Here is a 14,279-nt window from a genome sequence, read left to right on the forward strand (position 1 = left end):
TCAAGCGGCCGCGTGGGCCTCGCAGAGCAGGCCGATCAGCTGGCCCAGCGTGTCACGCAGGTCGCGGCGGTGCGTCACCATGTCGACCAGGCCGTGATCGCGATAATATTCGCTGGTCTGGAAATCGTCGGGCAGCTTTTCGCGGATCGTGTTCTCGATCACGCGCCGCCCGGTGAAGGCGAGCGTCGCGCCCGGCTCGGCGATCTGGACGTCGCCCAGCATCGCATAGGCCGCCATCACCCCGCCCGAGGTCGGATCGGTCAGCACGACGATGTACGGCAGGCCCGCATCGTGGAGCATCTCGATCGCCACGGTGGTGCGCGGCATCTGCATGAGGCTGAGAATGCCCTCCTGCATCCGCGCGCCGCCCGAGGCGGTGAACACGATGTACGGCGCCCGTGCGGCGATCGCGGTCTCGACGCCGGCGATGAACGCCTCGCCCACCGCCTGGCCCATCGATCCGCCCATGAAGGCGAAGTCCTGCACGCCGATCACTGCCTTGTGGCTATGGATCGTGCCGCTGGCATTCTGGAACGCGTCCTGCTCGCCGGTGCTCGCCCGCGCCGCCTTGATGCGTGCGGTGTAGGGCTTGGAGTCGCGGAACTTCAGCGGGTCTTCGGCTACCTTCGGGCTCGGCAGCAGATTGAAGCTGCCGTTATCGAACAGCTGCTCAAAGCGCTTGGCGGCGCCGATGCGGTCATGGAAGTCGCAATGCGGGCAAACGTTCTGGTTCTCCTCGAACTCCTTCATGAAGACCATCTGTCCGCATCCCTTGCACTTGTGCCAGAGATTGTCGGGGCTCTCCTCGCCACGGGTGGTGACATAGGCGAGCGCGTTACGGACGCGCGAAATCCAGCTCATGCGACTTCCTTGCGTGCGGCGACCAGCGCCGTCTTCAGCGACTCGATATAGGTGCGAACCGGCTCGGCCGCATCCGCGCCGTGGCGGCCGACCAGTTCGACGATCGCGCTGCCGACGACCACACCATCGGCAACGCGGCCGATGGCGGCAGCCTGTTCGGGGGTGCGGACGCCGAAGCCCACCGCGATCGGCAGGTCGGTCGCCGCCTTGAGGCGAGCAACCGCCGCCTCGATCGAGGCGGTGGCGGCCTGTTGCAGCCCGGTGATCCCGGCGACCGAGACATAATAGAGGAACCCCGAAGCGCCCTCCAGCACCGCCGGCAGGCGGGCGGCGTCGGTGGTCGGCGTGGCGAGGCGGACATTGCCGATCCCGGCGGCGCGGAGCGCTTCGCCCAGGCTGTCGTCTTCCTCGGCGGGGATGTCGACGCAGATCACGCCGTCGGCACCGGCATCGCGCGCGGCGCTCGCAAACCATTCGGGGCCACGGCGGGTCATCGGATTGGCATAGCCCATCAGCACCATCGGCACCTCCGGGTGGCGTGCGCGGAACGCGGTGGCGATGGCGAGCACGTCCGCCGTGGTGGTGCCGGCGGCGAGGCTGCGCAGGTTCGCGGCCTGGATCGCCGGGCCGTCTGCCATCGGATCGGTGAACGGCATGCCCAGCTCGATCACGTCGGCCCCACCCGCGACCAGCGCGTCGAGGATCGCGGCTGTGGCGTTCGGCGCGGGATCGCCGGCGGTGACGAAGGTCACCAGCGCGGCGTGGCCCTGATCGGCGGCGCGGGTAAAGGCGCTGGCGAGCCGGGTCACATCTGCACTCCCAGCGCTTCTGCGACGGTGAAGATGTCCTTGTCGCCGCGACCGCAGAGATTGGCGAGGATCACCTTGTCGCGCGGCATGGTGCGGGCGACCTTGGCCACCGCGGCGATGGCGTGGCTAGGCTCCAGCGCCGGGATGATACCCTCGGTGCGGCAGAGCAGCTGGAAGGCGTCGAGCGCCTCGGTGTCGGTCACCGCGGTATATTCCACGCGGCCGATGTCGCGCAGCCAGGCGTGTTCCGGCCCGATGCCCGGATAGTCGAGCCCCGCCGAGATCGAGTGCGCCTCGGTGATCTGGCCGTCCTCGTCCTGCAGCAGATAGGTGCGGTTGCCGTGGAGAATGCCCGGCGCGCCGCCGGCGAGGCTGGCGGCGTGGCGCTTGTCGAGCCCTTCGCCCGCGGCCTCGACGCCGAGCATCTGCACACTGGCATCGTCGAGGAACGGGTGGAACAGCCCGATCGCGTTGGAGCCACCGCCGATCGCGGCGACCAGCATGTCGGGCAGTTTGCCGGTGCGCTTGAGCATCTGCTCGCGCGCCTCGCGGCCGATCACCGACTGGAAGTCGCGGACCAGCTCGGGATAGGGGTGCGGGCCGGCGGCGGTGCCGATGATGTAGAAGGTGTCGTGGACGTTGGCGACCCAGTCGCGCAGGCCCTCGTTCATCGCATCCTTGAGCGTCGCCGCGCCGCTCGTGACCGGCACCACCTCGGCGCCGAGAAGCTTCATGCGGAACACGTTGGGCTGCTGCCGCGCCACGTCGGTCGCGCCCATATAGATAACGCAGGGCAGGCCGAAGCGCGCGCAGACGGTGGCGGTCGCCACGCCGTGCTGGCCCGCGCCGGTCTCGGCGATGATCCGCGTCTTGCCCATGCGGCGGGCGAGCAGGATCTGGCCGATGCAATTGTTAATCTTGTGTGCGCCGGTGTGGTTGAGTTCGTCGCGCTTGAACCAGATCTCGGCGCCCATGCCCTCGGGCGCGCCTTCGCGCAGCGCCTCGGTCAGCCGCTCGGCATAATAGAGCGGGCTGGGGCGGCCGACATAATGTTCGAGCAGGTCGTCGAACTCGGCCTGGAAGGCGGGATCGGCCTTGGCGGCGATGTATTCGCGCTCCAGGTCTAGGATCAGCGGCATCAGCGTCTCGGCGACGAAGCGTCCGCCGAACTGGCCGAAATGCCCGCGGTCGTCAGGCTGGGCGCGGAAGGAGTTTGGTGCGTTCATGATCGGGCCACGGCTTTAAGGAAAGCGGCGATCTTGTCCACATCCTTGATGCCCGGGGCGCTTTCTATGCCCGAAGAGACATCCACCAGCCGGGCACCGGTGACGCGGATCGCCTCGCCGACATTGCCCGCGTCGAGCCCGCCGGAGAGGATCCAGGGCAGGGGGTGGGCAAAGCCGTCGAGCAGGGTCCAGTCGAAGCGCAGCCCGGTGCCGCCGGGCACCTTGGCGCCCTCGGGGGCCTTGGCGTCGTAGAGCAGCCGATCGGCCGCACCGCGGAAACCGGCGGCGGGGACGAGATCGGCACGAGTCTTTACCGCCAGTGCCGCCCAGGTCTCGCGACCGGTGCGGGCCTTCACCGCGGCGGCACGCTCGGGCGTCACCTTGTGGAGCTGGAGCACGTCGAGACGTCCGGCGGCAAGGGCGGCATCGAGGAAGCCGTCGTCGGGATCGACGAACACACCGACGCGCGCGACCCGCCCCGGCACCCGTGCGGCAAGCCCCTGTGCCTTTTCGAACGAGAGGTGCCGCGGGCTAGGCGGGAAGAAGACGAAACCGATATGGCTCGCCCCGCCAGCCACGGCGGCGTCGAGCGTCTCGGGGGTGGACAGGCCACAGATTTTCGCGGTTGCGGGCATGGTCGCCCTGTAGGCCCTATACCAGCGGCTTGGCCAGCACTGTCATGAACAATGGGGGATCGAGCGGGATCGGGAAGTCGCGGCGCTCGCCGGTTTCAGCGTAGCCGCGGCGTACATAATAATCGATCAGCCTGCGGCGTTCCTCTATCACCTTCATCTCAATGTGCGTGCAGCCGAAGACGTTGCCGGCATGTGCTTCGGCCGCGGCGATCAACTGGCGGCCAAGGCCGCGCGCTTGGCGGAGCGGATCGATGCACAGTAAGCCCAGATAGGCCGTGCCGCCCCCCAGGTTCGCGACGTTGACACAGCCGATCGCGGTGCTGCCGTCCCATGCGCTGAGCAGCACCTGTGCGCTATCCTCCACGATTGCGGACAGGGTTTGCAGATTGGTGCGCGGCGTTTCAATCAGGTCCGCCTCATGCGTCCAGCCTCGGCGCGCGGTTTCGCCGCGATAGGCGCGTTCGATCACCGCATGGAGCCCGGGCAGGTCCGCGAGCGTGGCGGGGCGGATGGTGACGGGCATCGACGTTCCGGAAGTTTCCCTTTCGTTGTAGAAAGGGAACCCCGTAACCTGTTAAAGCGTCGCTGCGATGGCGCGGGCGGCGGCGTCTGGGTCTTCGGCCTGGGTGATCGGGCGACCGATCACCAGGATCGACGCGCCGGCATCGACGGCACCCCGCGGCGTTACCACGCGCTTCTGGTCGCCGACATGCGCGTCCGCCGGGCGTACGCCGGGGACGACGAAGAAGCCGTCCTTCCAGGCCGCATGGGCCGCCTTCACTTCTTCGCCCGAGCAGACGATGCCGTCGACCCCGGCGGAACGCGCCAGTTCGGCCAGCCGCATCACCTGCGCATGCGGATCGGGCTTGAGACCGATCGAGGTCATGTCGCTGCCGTCGAGGCTGGTCAGCATCGTCACCGCGACGACCTTGGTGCCCTCGGGCGCGGCGGCCTTTGCGTCTTCCAGCATCGCCCGGCCGCCGGCGGCATGGACCGTCAGGATCGCGGGATTGAGCGGGCGCAGCGCCTGGATCGCCTTGGCAACCGTGTTCGGAATGTCGTGAAACTTTAGGTCGAGGAAGATCGGCAGGCCGATTTCTGCCATCTCGTGCACACCGTGGCGGCCGTTCGCCATGAAGAATTCGAGGCCAAGCTTGATCCCGCCGACATGATGGCGGACCTTCTGGGCAAGCGCCTTGGCCTTTTCCAATTCGGGCGTGTCGAGCGCGACATAGATGCGGCTGCTCATGCGCGTGGCTCCTCGCGGGCGGTTTGCGCGATCGGCTCGAAGCGTGGCACGGGCGGCGCGGGGATCGCGCGGAGATCGGCAATCGCGCGCTCCAAGCCTGCGAAACGCTGCCGCATCCGCCAGCGCAGCGCCTGATAGGCGACCAGCATGGGCAGGAACCCGGCAAGGAACACCACGATCAGCAGTAGTGGCAGGCTGATATCGGCGACCAGGCCGCCCCAAAGCTGGATACTGACGCGCTGTTCGCCGTTATAGATCACGAACCCGGCGATCACGCCGCCGAGCAGGAGCCACAACAGCACCTTCAGAAACCGCATTCCGCTCCCTTCCTGGCAAACCCGTCCAGCCTTCTAGGCGCGAGGGGGGGCGCTTGCCAAGGCTCAGCCGATTTCGCTCCGCAACTCGGCGATCAGGCCGGGGATGGCGGCAAGGCGGGGAGCCTCCTCGTCGAGGATCGCGTGGAAGGCCCGGCGCTTGAGTGCCGCGATGCGAGATTCGTCCGGTCGCGCACCGGCATCGAGCGTCGAGAGGACGATGTCGATCAGCCGGTCGGCGCCGTTCAGGCGACCCCAGAGGTAGTCGTTCTCGCGATAGGCTCGGCTGAAGAAGGCGCCGAAATTGTTGAACTGGTTGCCCTTCAGCATCGACGCAACTCCGCCCGTGCGGATCGCGCGGGCGTCCTCCGGTGAAATACGATCCACTCGGATCGGATCGAACTCGTCCATGCCTTCGCCCTGGAGCAGCGGCAATGTCGCGATGTCGAAAAAGGGGAAGCCAAGATAGGCGAGCAGCATCGGCCGCCGCAGCTCTTTCGATAACGCACTGAACCCGGCGGAGAGTGCCTCGTCGGTCTGGCGGTCGAGTGTGCGGAGCTGCATCCGCTCCGCAAGCATATCGAGCAAGGCGCCCGTGTCACCATCCGCCTTGTCCTGCAGATCGGCAAAGGTGTCGGAGCGTTTGAGTTCCAGATAGGCGGCGAGTGCACCGTAGATGGCGTCCCGCATCGGCCGCATCACGCCACGCGGGGCCGACTGCTCCAGTTCGGCCAGCCGCCGCGCGAGCAGGCGCAAGCGGCGGATGCGGAAGCCGAGATCGTGACCACGCAGGAAATCGAGCGCTTCCGGCGAGGCGCCCCCGGGCAGGGATGCGCCGAACCGATCGGCACCGCGCATCCGCACCGTTTCGCGCAACTGGCCACCAAGGGTGCGTAGGCGCTGCCCATCCTGCTGTCCCCCCAACGCCTGCAGCGTTCGGGCGGTGCGATCGATCGCACCGTCCACCTTGAGCAGCGCATAGGCCGTGTGACCATAGCCGGCCTTGCCTGCGGCGGCGACCTGCGCGCGCTTGCGCCAGGCGGCGAGCCGCTTGGGTGTCGGATAGTCGAGCCACAGCGTATAGCCGAACAACGATTCGACCTGCGCCTCTACTTCCGCCCGAATCTCTGCGACGATGGCCAGCATCCGCTCGATTCGGTCCGAGCGGGCGGCGATCGCTTCCAGATTGTCGCGGATTGGCTGCTTGCGCGGCAGTTCCGAGAGCGCGCCGATGATGGTGGAGAAGAAACCGGGCCGCTCCTGGCGCGGGCCGTAAAAGTCGAACCGCATGTCCGGCGTGGGATCGAGAAAGACGAAGCGACGGTCGACCTGTCGGCGGGCCGGGCGCTCCCGCAGCGCGGCCATGGCAGGTGCGAATGGTGCGTTGGCAAGCACGGAACCATCGATCAGCACGGCCTTCTCCGCGCGGCTCTCTGCCCATTGTTCGGGCAGCGCACGCTGGAGAAATGCGTCCCGGCCGGGCCAATGTTCGCCGCGATCCGCCAGAACCTTGTCCAGTTCCTCGATCATCAGTGGCGGAAAGGCCCCGGGAAAGCTGGAAGTCGCCCGTGCTGCGAAGGCGAGCGCGGCGGCATCGGCAAAGCCCGTACCACGCCCGTGGTCGCTGAAGCCGAACACCAGCCGATGCTCGGTTTCGGTTACTTCGGGCGGCGAGTTCAGTCGTAGCGTTTCGTGATGGCCGCGGAAATCGGTGGCGGTGACGAACAGGTCTAGCGGCTGCCCGTCGGGCAGCAGCCGGCGCTCGGCGGGGCCCTTCGCCATGGCATCGAACGCATCGAGCAGCGTGTTGAGCAACTGTTCGCCGCCAAAGGGTGGTTCGAACCAGCGCGAACGGACGAAGCGCTCCAGTTTCTCGCGCACCTCGGTGCGCGCACCGACCTCAACCGTCTCGTCGATTGTATGGGAGCGGTTGGCCATCATCCAGGCAAGGGGGGTCGCCCAGATTTTGGCGAAGCGATGCGATGGCGCCTGGGTCGGGGCGAGCAGGGCTTCGACATCGGCATGGTCCAGCCACATCGCCGTCAGCGGATCGAGCGACTGGCCGGTCGCGATGGCCTGCGCGAGGAATACCGCGTTAATGCCTCCGGCGCTGGCCCCCGATAGGATATCCACCAGCACGCGAAGGTTCAGTCCGCTGCGATCGCGGATTTCCTCGATCACCTCGCGATAGACGCTGGTGAGCGGCGTGCCCTCACGCTCGGCACAGCTTGCGCGGGCAAGGTGCCATACCTCCTTGGTGATGCCGTGCATGTACACCGCGAGGCTGATCCCGCCATAGCAGACCAGCGCAAGCCGCAGTTCCTTTTCGTGGCTCTCGTGCATCAGCGGTGTCGCACCTCTGCCCAGACCGGCAAATGATCGGAGGCGGTGCGGGCGGCGAGACTGTGGTGCACCCCCGCTTCGCCGATCGCCAACTCGGGGGATGCCATGATCCGATCGAGTCGTGCCATCGGCCTGCGCGCGTGGAAGCTCTTGCCGGTGGGTGCGAAGGCGAAATGCTGGGCGAAATCGCGAAGGCAGCCGCGTTCCGCGCTCCATTCGTTGAGGTCGCCCATCATCACCGTCGGCATTCGGGGGAGTGCGGCAAGATGGGCAAGGATGGCGTGTGCCTGGCGACGGCGCCATAGGCCGGAAAGATCCAAATGCATCCCGACCACCCGAAGCTGCAGACCGTTTACCTGCAGATCGGCTATCACTGCCCCACGCGGTTCCAAGGTGGGAAGGTGCAGAGCTGCGCAGTCGAGGATCTCGACATCCTTGCGCACCAGCAGCGCATTGCCGTGCCAGCCCATCGATCGCGCACGCATCCCGAAATGCACCGGCTTCCACGGGCTATGCTCGGCGAGTAGGCTTTGGGTTAAAACGGCTTCGCGCGAACCGAAACGGCGATCGGCTTCCTGCAGCGCGATCACATCGGCATCCACCTCGAGCAGTACCTCGAGTGTCCTCTCCGGTCGGCGTCGCCGGTCGGTGCCGATCGACTTCCGCATATTGTAGCTGGCGACCTTGATCATCCGCGCCTCTTATCGGCGTCCGGACTATAGTTGCACAAGTCTAATAACTCGTTTCACCCCGCTTGCGCTGATCTGCCGCCGCGACCGCTGCCGCAAGCAGGCTGTGGCCGGTGGCTTCGGCAGCCTCCGGCGTCATCGCAACGGCGACGCCGTTGGGGCCATCGAGCAGCACGAGGCCCTGTTCCGCTGTCGCAATCCCGCCGTCTACTTCCGGCGTTAGCGCCGAATCCTTGGACATGTCCGCCGCTTTCCCCTGTTTCCTTCACGGATATCAACGCGGTTGAGGTGGCAAATATCCCCGGAGTTCAACTGCGAAGCCAGGCGGCCAGTGTTTTTGGGTAGAGCTTGTGCTCCTCCGCCAAAACGCGTGCGGCGAGCGAGTCGGCGGTATCTCCTGCAAGGATGGGCACGCGGGCTTGGCCCAGAACGTGGCCGCCATCCAGTTCTTCGGTTACCAGATGCACCGAGGCGCCTGCCTCCGCATCGCCGGCTTCGATCGCGCGGGCGTGGGTATCCAGGCCCTTGTACTTGGGCAGCAGCGAGGGGTGGATGTTGACGATCCGGCCGCGCCACCGCGCTACGAAATCGTCCGACAGCAGCCGCATATAGCCGGCCAGCGCGATCGCCTCGACACCGGCTGCGCGCAACGCTGCGTCGATCTTCGCCTCATATTCGGCTTTGGGCATTCCCTTGGGCGACTGGGCGAAGGTTGGCACCCCATGTTCCGCTGCCCAGGCAAGGCCGGCCGCTTCGGGCTTGTCGCTGGCGACGAGCACGACGGTGTAGGGACAGTCCGGCGCCGCGGCGGCCTCGACCAGCGAGGCCATGTTCGATCCTCGGCCCGAGATCAGGATGCCGAGTCGCTTGCGGGGGCTTGAGGCGCCGGTGGCTGCCTCAGCCATGATGCGTCGCGCTCCAGGGGGCCCGGGCGCTCCAGGTCTCGTCGCTGCCGATCACGGTGCAGCCGCGATCGCCCGCTTCGATAGCGCCGATGGCGAACACCGTCTCGCCAGCTTCGGTCAGCGTCGAAGCAACCGTTTCGGCTTGGTCGGCGGCAACCACCGCGACCATGCCGATGCCGCAGTTGAAGGTGCGCGCCATCTCTTCGGGCTCGATATTGCCCTGTGCCTGCAGGAACGCCATCAGCCGGGGCAGCGGCCATGCGTCGGCGTCGATGCGGGCATGGCAACCTTCGGGCAGCACGCGCGGCACGTTCTCGAGCAGGCCGCCGCCGGTGATGTGGGCTAGGCCGTGGATGCTGCCCTTGCGCAATTCGGGCAGCAGGCTGGCGACGTAGATCCGAGTCGGCGCCATCAGTGCGTCGATCAGCAGCCGCTCCTGGTCGAACAGCGCCGGGCGATCGAGCTTCCAGCCCTTGTCCGCCGCGAGTCGCCGCACCAGCGAGAAGCCGTTCGAGTGCACACCGTTCGAGGCGAGGCCGAGCAGCACGTCGCCGGGGGCGATCTTCTTGCCGTCGAGCAGCCGGTCGCGCTCGACCGCCCCGACGCAGAAGCCGGCGAGGTCGTAGTCGCCGTCGGCGTACATGCCCGGCATCTCCGCGGTTTCGCCCCCGATCAGCGCGCAGCCGGCCTGGCGGCAGCCCTCGGCGATGGAGGCGATCACCCGCTCGGCAACCGCGTTGTCGAGCTTGCCGCTGGCATAATAATCGAGGAAAAACAGTGGCTCGGCGCCCTGGACTACAAGATCGTTGGCGCACATCGCGACGAGGTCGATGCCGACGCCGTCATGATAGTTATGTTCGATCGCCAGCTTCAATTTGGTGCCAACGCCGTCGTTCGCCGCGACCAGCAGCGGATCGGTGAAGCCCGCCGCCTTCAGGTCGAAGATGCCGCCGAAGCCACCCAGATCGGCGTCTGCGCCCGCGCGCCGGGTGGAACGGGCAAGCGGGCCGATCGCGCGCACCAGCGCATTGCCTGCCGCAATCGAAACGCCCGCCTGGGCATAGGTGTAAGGGCCGTCGCCCGCCTTGGTCTCGCTCATGGCAGAGCGCCCTAGCCACAACGCGCTTGGATTTCCACGCCCGCTTCGCCAAAAGAGCGCACAATGCAGTTCCGTCGCCCAAAAACAGTTTTCGTTGCCCTTGCCGCGCTTGGCCTGGCGGGCACCGGCGCCATGGTCGCGCGGGGGCAGGGAGGTGTGCCGGCCGCGCCGGTCAACCTTTCCGGCAGTTTCGAAGTCAACGGCGTTACCGTCGATGTTTCCGGCAAGACCGCTGATGCGGCGCGGCAGGGTGGGTGGCGGATCGCCCAGCGCAAGGGCTGGGAGAAGCTGGCACTGCAACTGACTGGCAAAGCCAGCGCGCTCCCCGATTCGGCACTGGATTCGATCGTGACAGGCATTGTCGTCGAACGCGAACAGGTTGGCCCCAATCGCTATATCGCGAGTCTGGGTATCCTGTTCGACCGCGCCAAGGCCGGATCGATCCTCGGCGTTTCGATCGCGGTTACGCATTCGGCGCCGATGCTGCTGGTGCCGCTGCAATTCTCCGGTGGGTCTGGCCAGGTATTCGAACGGGATACTGCCTGGGCGCGCGCGTGGAACCGGCTGCGTGCCGCCGGCAGCACGATCGACTATGTCCGCCTACGCGGCACCGGGGCGGACCGGCTGCTCGTCAACAGCGGGCAAACGCTGCGCCGGGGGCGCAACTGGTGGCGGACGATTCTCGATCAATATGGTGCCACCGACATACTAATGGCGGAAGTGCAGTTGCGGCGCGAATATCCCGGCGGCCCGATCGTCGGCGTGTTTGCGGCAAGCCATGGTCCCGATCGCCAGCCCGTGACGAGCTTCGCACTGCGCATCGACAATGGCGATGCGATCGATGCGCTGTTCGACACGGCGGTGGGGCGGATCGACAAAGCATATCAGGCCGCGCTGGCGAACGGGGAATTGCGAACCGACACGGTCCTCGCCGCGCGACCGCCGGTTGCGCAGACGGTGCCGGACGCCCTTGATCCCGAAGCCGCCGTAGCAACCCCGGCGCCGACTCCGGGCACCGATCCGGCCGCGCAGACGGCGATTTCGGTGCAGGTGGATACGCCGAACGCCGCAGCTGTAACGGCTTCCGAGGCCGCGGTGCGCGGGGTGCCGGGTGTCCGCAGTGCCAATACCACCAGCCTGGCGCTGGGCGGTATCTCGGTGATGCGCGTCGCCTATGACGGGTCCCAGGCGGGCCTGCGCTCGGCGCTGGAGGCACGGGGCTGGAGCGTTCAAGAAGGGCCCGGCGTGATCCGGATCCGCCGTGGCGGCGCCAGCGCGGCCCCCGCGGCTACACCGTCGCCGCGGGCTTCGGCAACGCCGCGAGAGCCATGAGCCAGCTTCGCCTGCCACTGGGCCTGCCCGAAGCGAGCGAGACCGATTTCCTGGTGAGCGAATCGAATGCGCGGGCGGTGCACCAGCTTGAACATTGGGGCACCTGGCCAGTGATGGCGGCGCTGCTGATCGGCCCCCGCAAGTCAGGACGCAGCCTGCTTGCCCGTATCTTCGCCGCGAAGACCGGCGCCACGATCATCGACGATGCCGAACGCGCGGTCGAAGAGGATATCTTCCACGCCTGGAACCAGGCGCAGGGTGAGCATCGCCCGCTGCTGATCGTGGCGGACGCGGCGCCGCCGCGATGGGAGGTTGCGTTACCCGATCTTCGATCGCGCCTGGCCGCGTCGCCGCTGCTGGAGATTGGCCCGCCCGACGATCCGCTGATGCCGCAGCTGTTGGAGCGCGCCTTCACTCGCCACCTGCTCCACGCGCCGCCGGCGGTGATCGCATGGATCGCAAAGCGGATAGAACGCAGCCATGTCGCCATCCTGCGCGTTGCCGATGTTCTGGAGACCGAAACCGACGGTCGTTTGTCGATCCCGGTGGTGAAGGCTACATTGGCGACTGCAAGCCTTTTGACGCATTCCGACGATAGCGAGAGCGAATGACCAGCCCAGCAACCGCTTCGATCGCCGCCCCGGAGGCAGCGCCGCCCAGTCCGGCCGTGCCGGCCGCACGCTATTTCAACCGAGAGCTTTCCTGGCTCGCCTTCAATCGCCGGGTGATGGAAGAGGCGTGCAATCCCGCCCATCCGTTGCTCGAACGGCTGCGCTTCCTCTCTATCTCGGGCAATAACTTCGACGAGTTCTTCATGGTCCGCGTCGCCGGGCTGATGGGACAGCAAATCCAGTCGATCGACACGCGCTCGGTCGATGGCCTCACCCCGGCGCAGCAGCTGGAGGCGATTTCGGCTGAGGCGGCAACGCTGGCCGACGAACAGCAGGCCGTGTGGGTGGATATCCGTGCCGAACTCGCCCTTGCCAATATCTTCGTGCTGGAAGCAGACGCGATCGAAGGCGAGGTCGAGGAATGGCTCGAAGCGCATTTCCGCGAGCAGATCTTCCCGATCCTGACGCCCCAGGCGCTCGATCCGGCGCATCCATTTCCGTTCATCCCGAACCAGGGATCGAGTGTAATCTTCAATTTGATTCGCAAGAGCGATCACCAAACCATTCAGGAATTGGTGCTTCTTCCTGCTGCGATCCGCCGATTCGTGCGCCTGCCGGGCAGCCCCGCGCGGTATGTCGCGATTGAAACGCTCATCAAGCATTTCTCATGGCTGCTCTTTCCCGGATATGAAGCGCGTGGCGCCGCAGCGTTCCGCGTGCTGCGCGACAGCGATATCGAGATCGAGGAAGAGGCCGAGGATCTGGTGCTCACTTTCCGCTCCGCGATCAAGCGTCGCCGTCGTGGCCGCGTGATCCGGCTTGAAATGGAAGAGGGCATCGCTCCGGATCTCGAGGCAGTGCTGAAGGAGGAACTCGGCGGCAGCGATGCGCTGCTCACCGAAACGGGCGGCTTCCTGGGCGTCGGCGATCTTTCGCTGCTGGTCGACGAGGACCGCCCGGACCTGAAGTTCACGCCCTTTTCGGCGCGCTTCCCCGAGCGGATCCGAGAATATGGCGGCGATTGCTTCGCGGCGATCCGCGCCAAGGACATCATCGTCCATCACCCGTACGAGACGTTCGACGTCGTGCTCAGCTTCCTCCAGCAGGCGGCGGCGGACCCTGACGTGGTGGCGATCAAGCAGACGCTTTACCGCGCTGGCAAGCAGCCCGCGGTCATCAATGCGCTGATCGCCGCGGCCGAGGCCGGCAAATCGGTAACCGCGGTCGTCGAGCTCAAGGCGCGGTTCGACGAGGAACAGAATCTCTATTGGGCAACGGCCCTGGAACGCGCTGGCGTGCAGGTTGTCTATGGCTTCATCGACTGGAAGACCCATGCGAAGGTGTCGATGGTCGTGCGGCGCGAGGGCAATGCCTATCGCACCTACTGCCATTTCGGAACGGGCAACTATCACCCGATCACTGCGCGTATTTATACCGATCTCAGCTTCTTTACAGCCGACCCGCGGATGGGGCGCGATGCGGCCCAGATCTTCAACTACGTCACGGGCTATGTGGAACCGCAGCATCTCGAGCTGCTCGGTATTTCTCCGCGTGATCTGCGAAACCGGCTGGAAGCGCTGATCGAGGAAGAAATCGCGCATGTCCGTGCGGGACGGCCGGGAACGATCTGGGCGAAGATGAACTCGCTCGTCGATCCTGCGATCATCGAGAAGCTGTACCAGGCGAGCAATGCCGGTGTTCAGATCGAACTCGTGGTACGCGGCATCTGTTGCCTGCGTCCAGGCGTGGTGGGGATGAGCGAGCATATCCGGGTGAAATCGATCGTCGGCCGGTTCCTCGAACATAGCCGTATCTGGGTATTCGGGAACGGCAAGGCGCTGCCCAACGATGGTGCGAAGGTGTTCATCTCCTCGGCGGACTGGATGCAGCGCAATTTCGATCGGCGGGTGGAATTCATGTTGCCGATCCTCAACCGCACGGTCCATGATCAGGTGCTGGATCAGGTGATGGTCGCCAACCTGCTCGATACCGAGCAAAGCTGGCTGCTCTCGCCCGATGGCCATTATGAGCGGGTGGCATCCGGCGAAGATGGCGAATTCAACTTACATCGTTATTTCATGACCAACCCGTCGCTTTCCGGCCGCGGCGCTGCGCTGGAGGCGCGCAAGCCGGTTCCGAAACTTTCGCCGCGAAAGCGCCGACTGGCTGCGAAGGGCGCTTGAACCGGGTGACAACTCTATTGTTC

Annotated in this window: 15 protein-coding genes; 3 read left to right on the forward strand and 12 right to left on the reverse strand. The window is 66.2% G+C overall.

Annotated elements, in window-relative coordinates; translation table 11 throughout:
- The 12 genes from accD to purM form a co-directional block, all read right to left on the reverse strand.
- Window positions 1-861, reverse strand: a complete 861-nt coding sequence (accD, locus tag DD559_RS18445) for an acetyl-CoA carboxylase, carboxyltransferase subunit beta (protein WP_116470458.1) — start codon at window positions 859-861, stop codon at window positions 1-3.
- Window positions 858-1,670 carry a tryptophan synthase subunit alpha gene (gene trpA / locus DD559_RS18450; protein ID WP_116470459.1) on the reverse strand — a complete coding sequence of 271 codons (813 nt, stop codon included), beginning with the start codon at window positions 1,668-1,670 and terminating at the stop codon, window positions 858-860. Before trpA ends, accD begins: the two co-directional genes overlap by 4 nt.
- The gene (gene trpB, locus DD559_RS18455; RefSeq protein ID WP_116470460.1) at window positions 1,667-2,896 is read right to left on the reverse strand and encodes a tryptophan synthase subunit beta; all 1,230 of its coding nucleotides are present in this window, start codon (window positions 2,894-2,896) and stop codon (window positions 1,667-1,669) included. Before trpB ends, trpA begins: the two co-directional genes overlap by 4 nt.
- Complete coding sequence (locus DD559_RS18460) at window positions 2,893-3,531, reverse strand: phosphoribosylanthranilate isomerase (protein ID WP_116470461.1); 639 nt, start codon at window positions 3,529-3,531, stop codon at window positions 2,893-2,895. Before DD559_RS18460 ends, trpB begins: the two co-directional genes overlap by 4 nt.
- A gap of 16 nt (window positions 3,532-3,547) precedes the next feature.
- A complete protein-coding gene (locus DD559_RS18465) occupies window positions 3,548-4,054 on the reverse strand; it encodes a GNAT family N-acetyltransferase (protein WP_116470462.1) in 507 nt (168 codons plus the stop codon).
- 51 nt (window positions 4,055-4,105) lie between these two features.
- A complete protein-coding gene (gene pyrF, locus DD559_RS18470; RefSeq protein ID WP_116470463.1) occupies window positions 4,106-4,780 on the reverse strand; it encodes an orotidine-5'-phosphate decarboxylase in 675 nt (224 codons plus the stop codon).
- Window positions 4,777-5,097 carry a LapA family protein gene (locus tag DD559_RS18475; RefSeq protein ID WP_116470464.1) on the reverse strand — a complete coding sequence of 107 codons (321 nt, stop codon included), beginning with the start codon at window positions 5,095-5,097 and terminating at the stop codon, window positions 4,777-4,779. Before DD559_RS18475 ends, pyrF begins: the two co-directional genes overlap by 4 nt.
- A 63-nt stretch (window positions 5,098-5,160) precedes the next feature.
- Window positions 5,161-7,437 carry a patatin-like protein gene (locus DD559_RS18480; protein WP_116470465.1) on the reverse strand — a complete coding sequence of 759 codons (2,277 nt, stop codon included), beginning with the start codon at window positions 7,435-7,437 and terminating at the stop codon, window positions 5,161-5,163.
- A complete protein-coding gene (locus tag DD559_RS18485; RefSeq protein WP_116470466.1) occupies window positions 7,437-8,129 on the reverse strand; it encodes an endonuclease/exonuclease/phosphatase family protein in 693 nt (230 codons plus the stop codon). The genes DD559_RS18480 and DD559_RS18485 overlap by 1 nt, the downstream gene beginning before the upstream one ends.
- Before the next feature lie 40 nt (window positions 8,130-8,169).
- The gene (locus DD559_RS18490) at window positions 8,170-8,367 is read right to left on the reverse strand and encodes a hypothetical protein (RefSeq protein ID WP_116470467.1); all 198 of its coding nucleotides are present in this window, start codon (window positions 8,365-8,367) and stop codon (window positions 8,170-8,172) included.
- Between the two features lie 67 nt (window positions 8,368-8,434).
- Window positions 8,435-9,031, reverse strand: a complete 597-nt coding sequence (gene purN, locus DD559_RS18495; protein WP_116470468.1) for a phosphoribosylglycinamide formyltransferase — start codon at window positions 9,029-9,031, stop codon at window positions 8,435-8,437.
- A complete protein-coding gene (purM, locus tag DD559_RS18500; protein WP_116470469.1) occupies window positions 9,024-10,130 on the reverse strand; it encodes a phosphoribosylformylglycinamidine cyclo-ligase in 1,107 nt (368 codons plus the stop codon). The genes purN and purM overlap by 8 nt, the downstream gene beginning before the upstream one ends.
- A 63-nt stretch (window positions 10,131-10,193) precedes the next feature.
- Between purM and DD559_RS18505 the strand changes: the two genes are divergently transcribed.
- From DD559_RS18505 to DD559_RS18515, 3 genes are read left to right on the forward strand one after another with little or no spacing between them, the layout of a single operon-like run.
- Window positions 10,194-11,462: a heavy-metal-associated domain-containing protein gene (locus DD559_RS18505; RefSeq protein ID WP_165831148.1), complete on the forward strand. Its 1,269-nt coding sequence runs from the start codon at window positions 10,194-10,196 to the stop codon at window positions 11,460-11,462.
- Entirely contained in the window at window positions 11,459-12,073 is a 615-nt protein-coding gene (locus DD559_RS18510) for a P-loop NTPase family protein (RefSeq protein ID WP_116470470.1), read from the forward strand. The genes DD559_RS18505 and DD559_RS18510 overlap by 4 nt, the downstream gene beginning before the upstream one ends.
- Window positions 12,070-14,256 carry an RNA degradosome polyphosphate kinase gene (locus DD559_RS18515; RefSeq protein WP_240610333.1) on the forward strand — a complete coding sequence of 729 codons (2,187 nt, stop codon included), beginning with the start codon at window positions 12,070-12,072 and terminating at the stop codon, window positions 14,254-14,256. The genes DD559_RS18510 and DD559_RS18515 overlap by 4 nt, the downstream gene beginning before the upstream one ends.
- Window positions 14,257-14,279 lie beyond the last annotated feature (23 nt).

The organism is Sphingomonas pokkalii (assembly GCF_003096275.1).
Lineage (GTDB): Bacteria > Pseudomonadota > Alphaproteobacteria > Sphingomonadales > Sphingomonadaceae > Sphingomonas > Sphingomonas pokkalii.

Coding starts and splice junctions, on each gene's coding strand:
- DD559_RS18510 (WP_116470470.1), top strand. CDS start 11,459: ATGAGCCAGCTTCGCCTGCCACTGGGCCTGCCCGAAGCGAGCGAGACC.
- DD559_RS18485 (WP_116470466.1), bottom strand. CDS start 8,129: ATGATCAAGGTCGCCAGCTACAATATGCGGAAGTCGATCGGCACCGAC.
- pyrF (WP_116470463.1), bottom strand. CDS start 4,780: ATGAGCAGCCGCATCTATGTCGCGCTCGACACGCCCGAATTGGAAAAG.
- DD559_RS18460 (WP_116470461.1), bottom strand. CDS start 3,531: ATGCCCGCAACCGCGAAAATCTGTGGCCTGTCCACCCCCGAGACGCTC.
- DD559_RS18490 (WP_116470467.1), bottom strand. CDS start 8,367: ATGTCCAAGGATTCGGCGCTAACGCCGGAAGTAGACGGCGGGATTGCG.
- DD559_RS18505 (WP_165831148.1), top strand. CDS start 10,194: ATGCAGTTCCGTCGCCCAAAAACAGTTTTCGTTGCCCTTGCCGCGCTT.
- purN (WP_116470468.1), bottom strand. CDS start 9,031: ATGGCTGAGGCAGCCACCGGCGCCTCAAGCCCCCGCAAGCGACTCGGC.
- DD559_RS18480 (WP_116470465.1), bottom strand. CDS start 7,437: ATGCACGAGAGCCACGAAAAGGAACTGCGGCTTGCGCTGGTCTGCTAT.
- DD559_RS18515 (WP_240610333.1), top strand. CDS start 12,070: ATGACCAGCCCAGCAACCGCTTCGATCGCCGCCCCGGAGGCAGCGCCG.
- DD559_RS18475 (WP_116470464.1), bottom strand. CDS start 5,097: ATGCGGTTTCTGAAGGTGCTGTTGTGGCTCCTGCTCGGCGGCGTGATC.
- purM (WP_116470469.1), bottom strand. CDS start 10,130: ATGAGCGAGACCAAGGCGGGCGACGGCCCTTACACCTATGCCCAGGCG.
- accD (WP_116470458.1), bottom strand. CDS start 861: ATGAGCTGGATTTCGCGCGTCCGTAACGCGCTCGCCTATGTCACCACC.
- DD559_RS18465 (WP_116470462.1), bottom strand. CDS start 4,054: ATGCCCGTCACCATCCGCCCCGCCACGCTCGCGGACCTGCCCGGGCTC.
- trpB (WP_116470460.1), bottom strand. CDS start 2,896: ATGAACGCACCAAACTCCTTCCGCGCCCAGCCTGACGACCGCGGGCAT.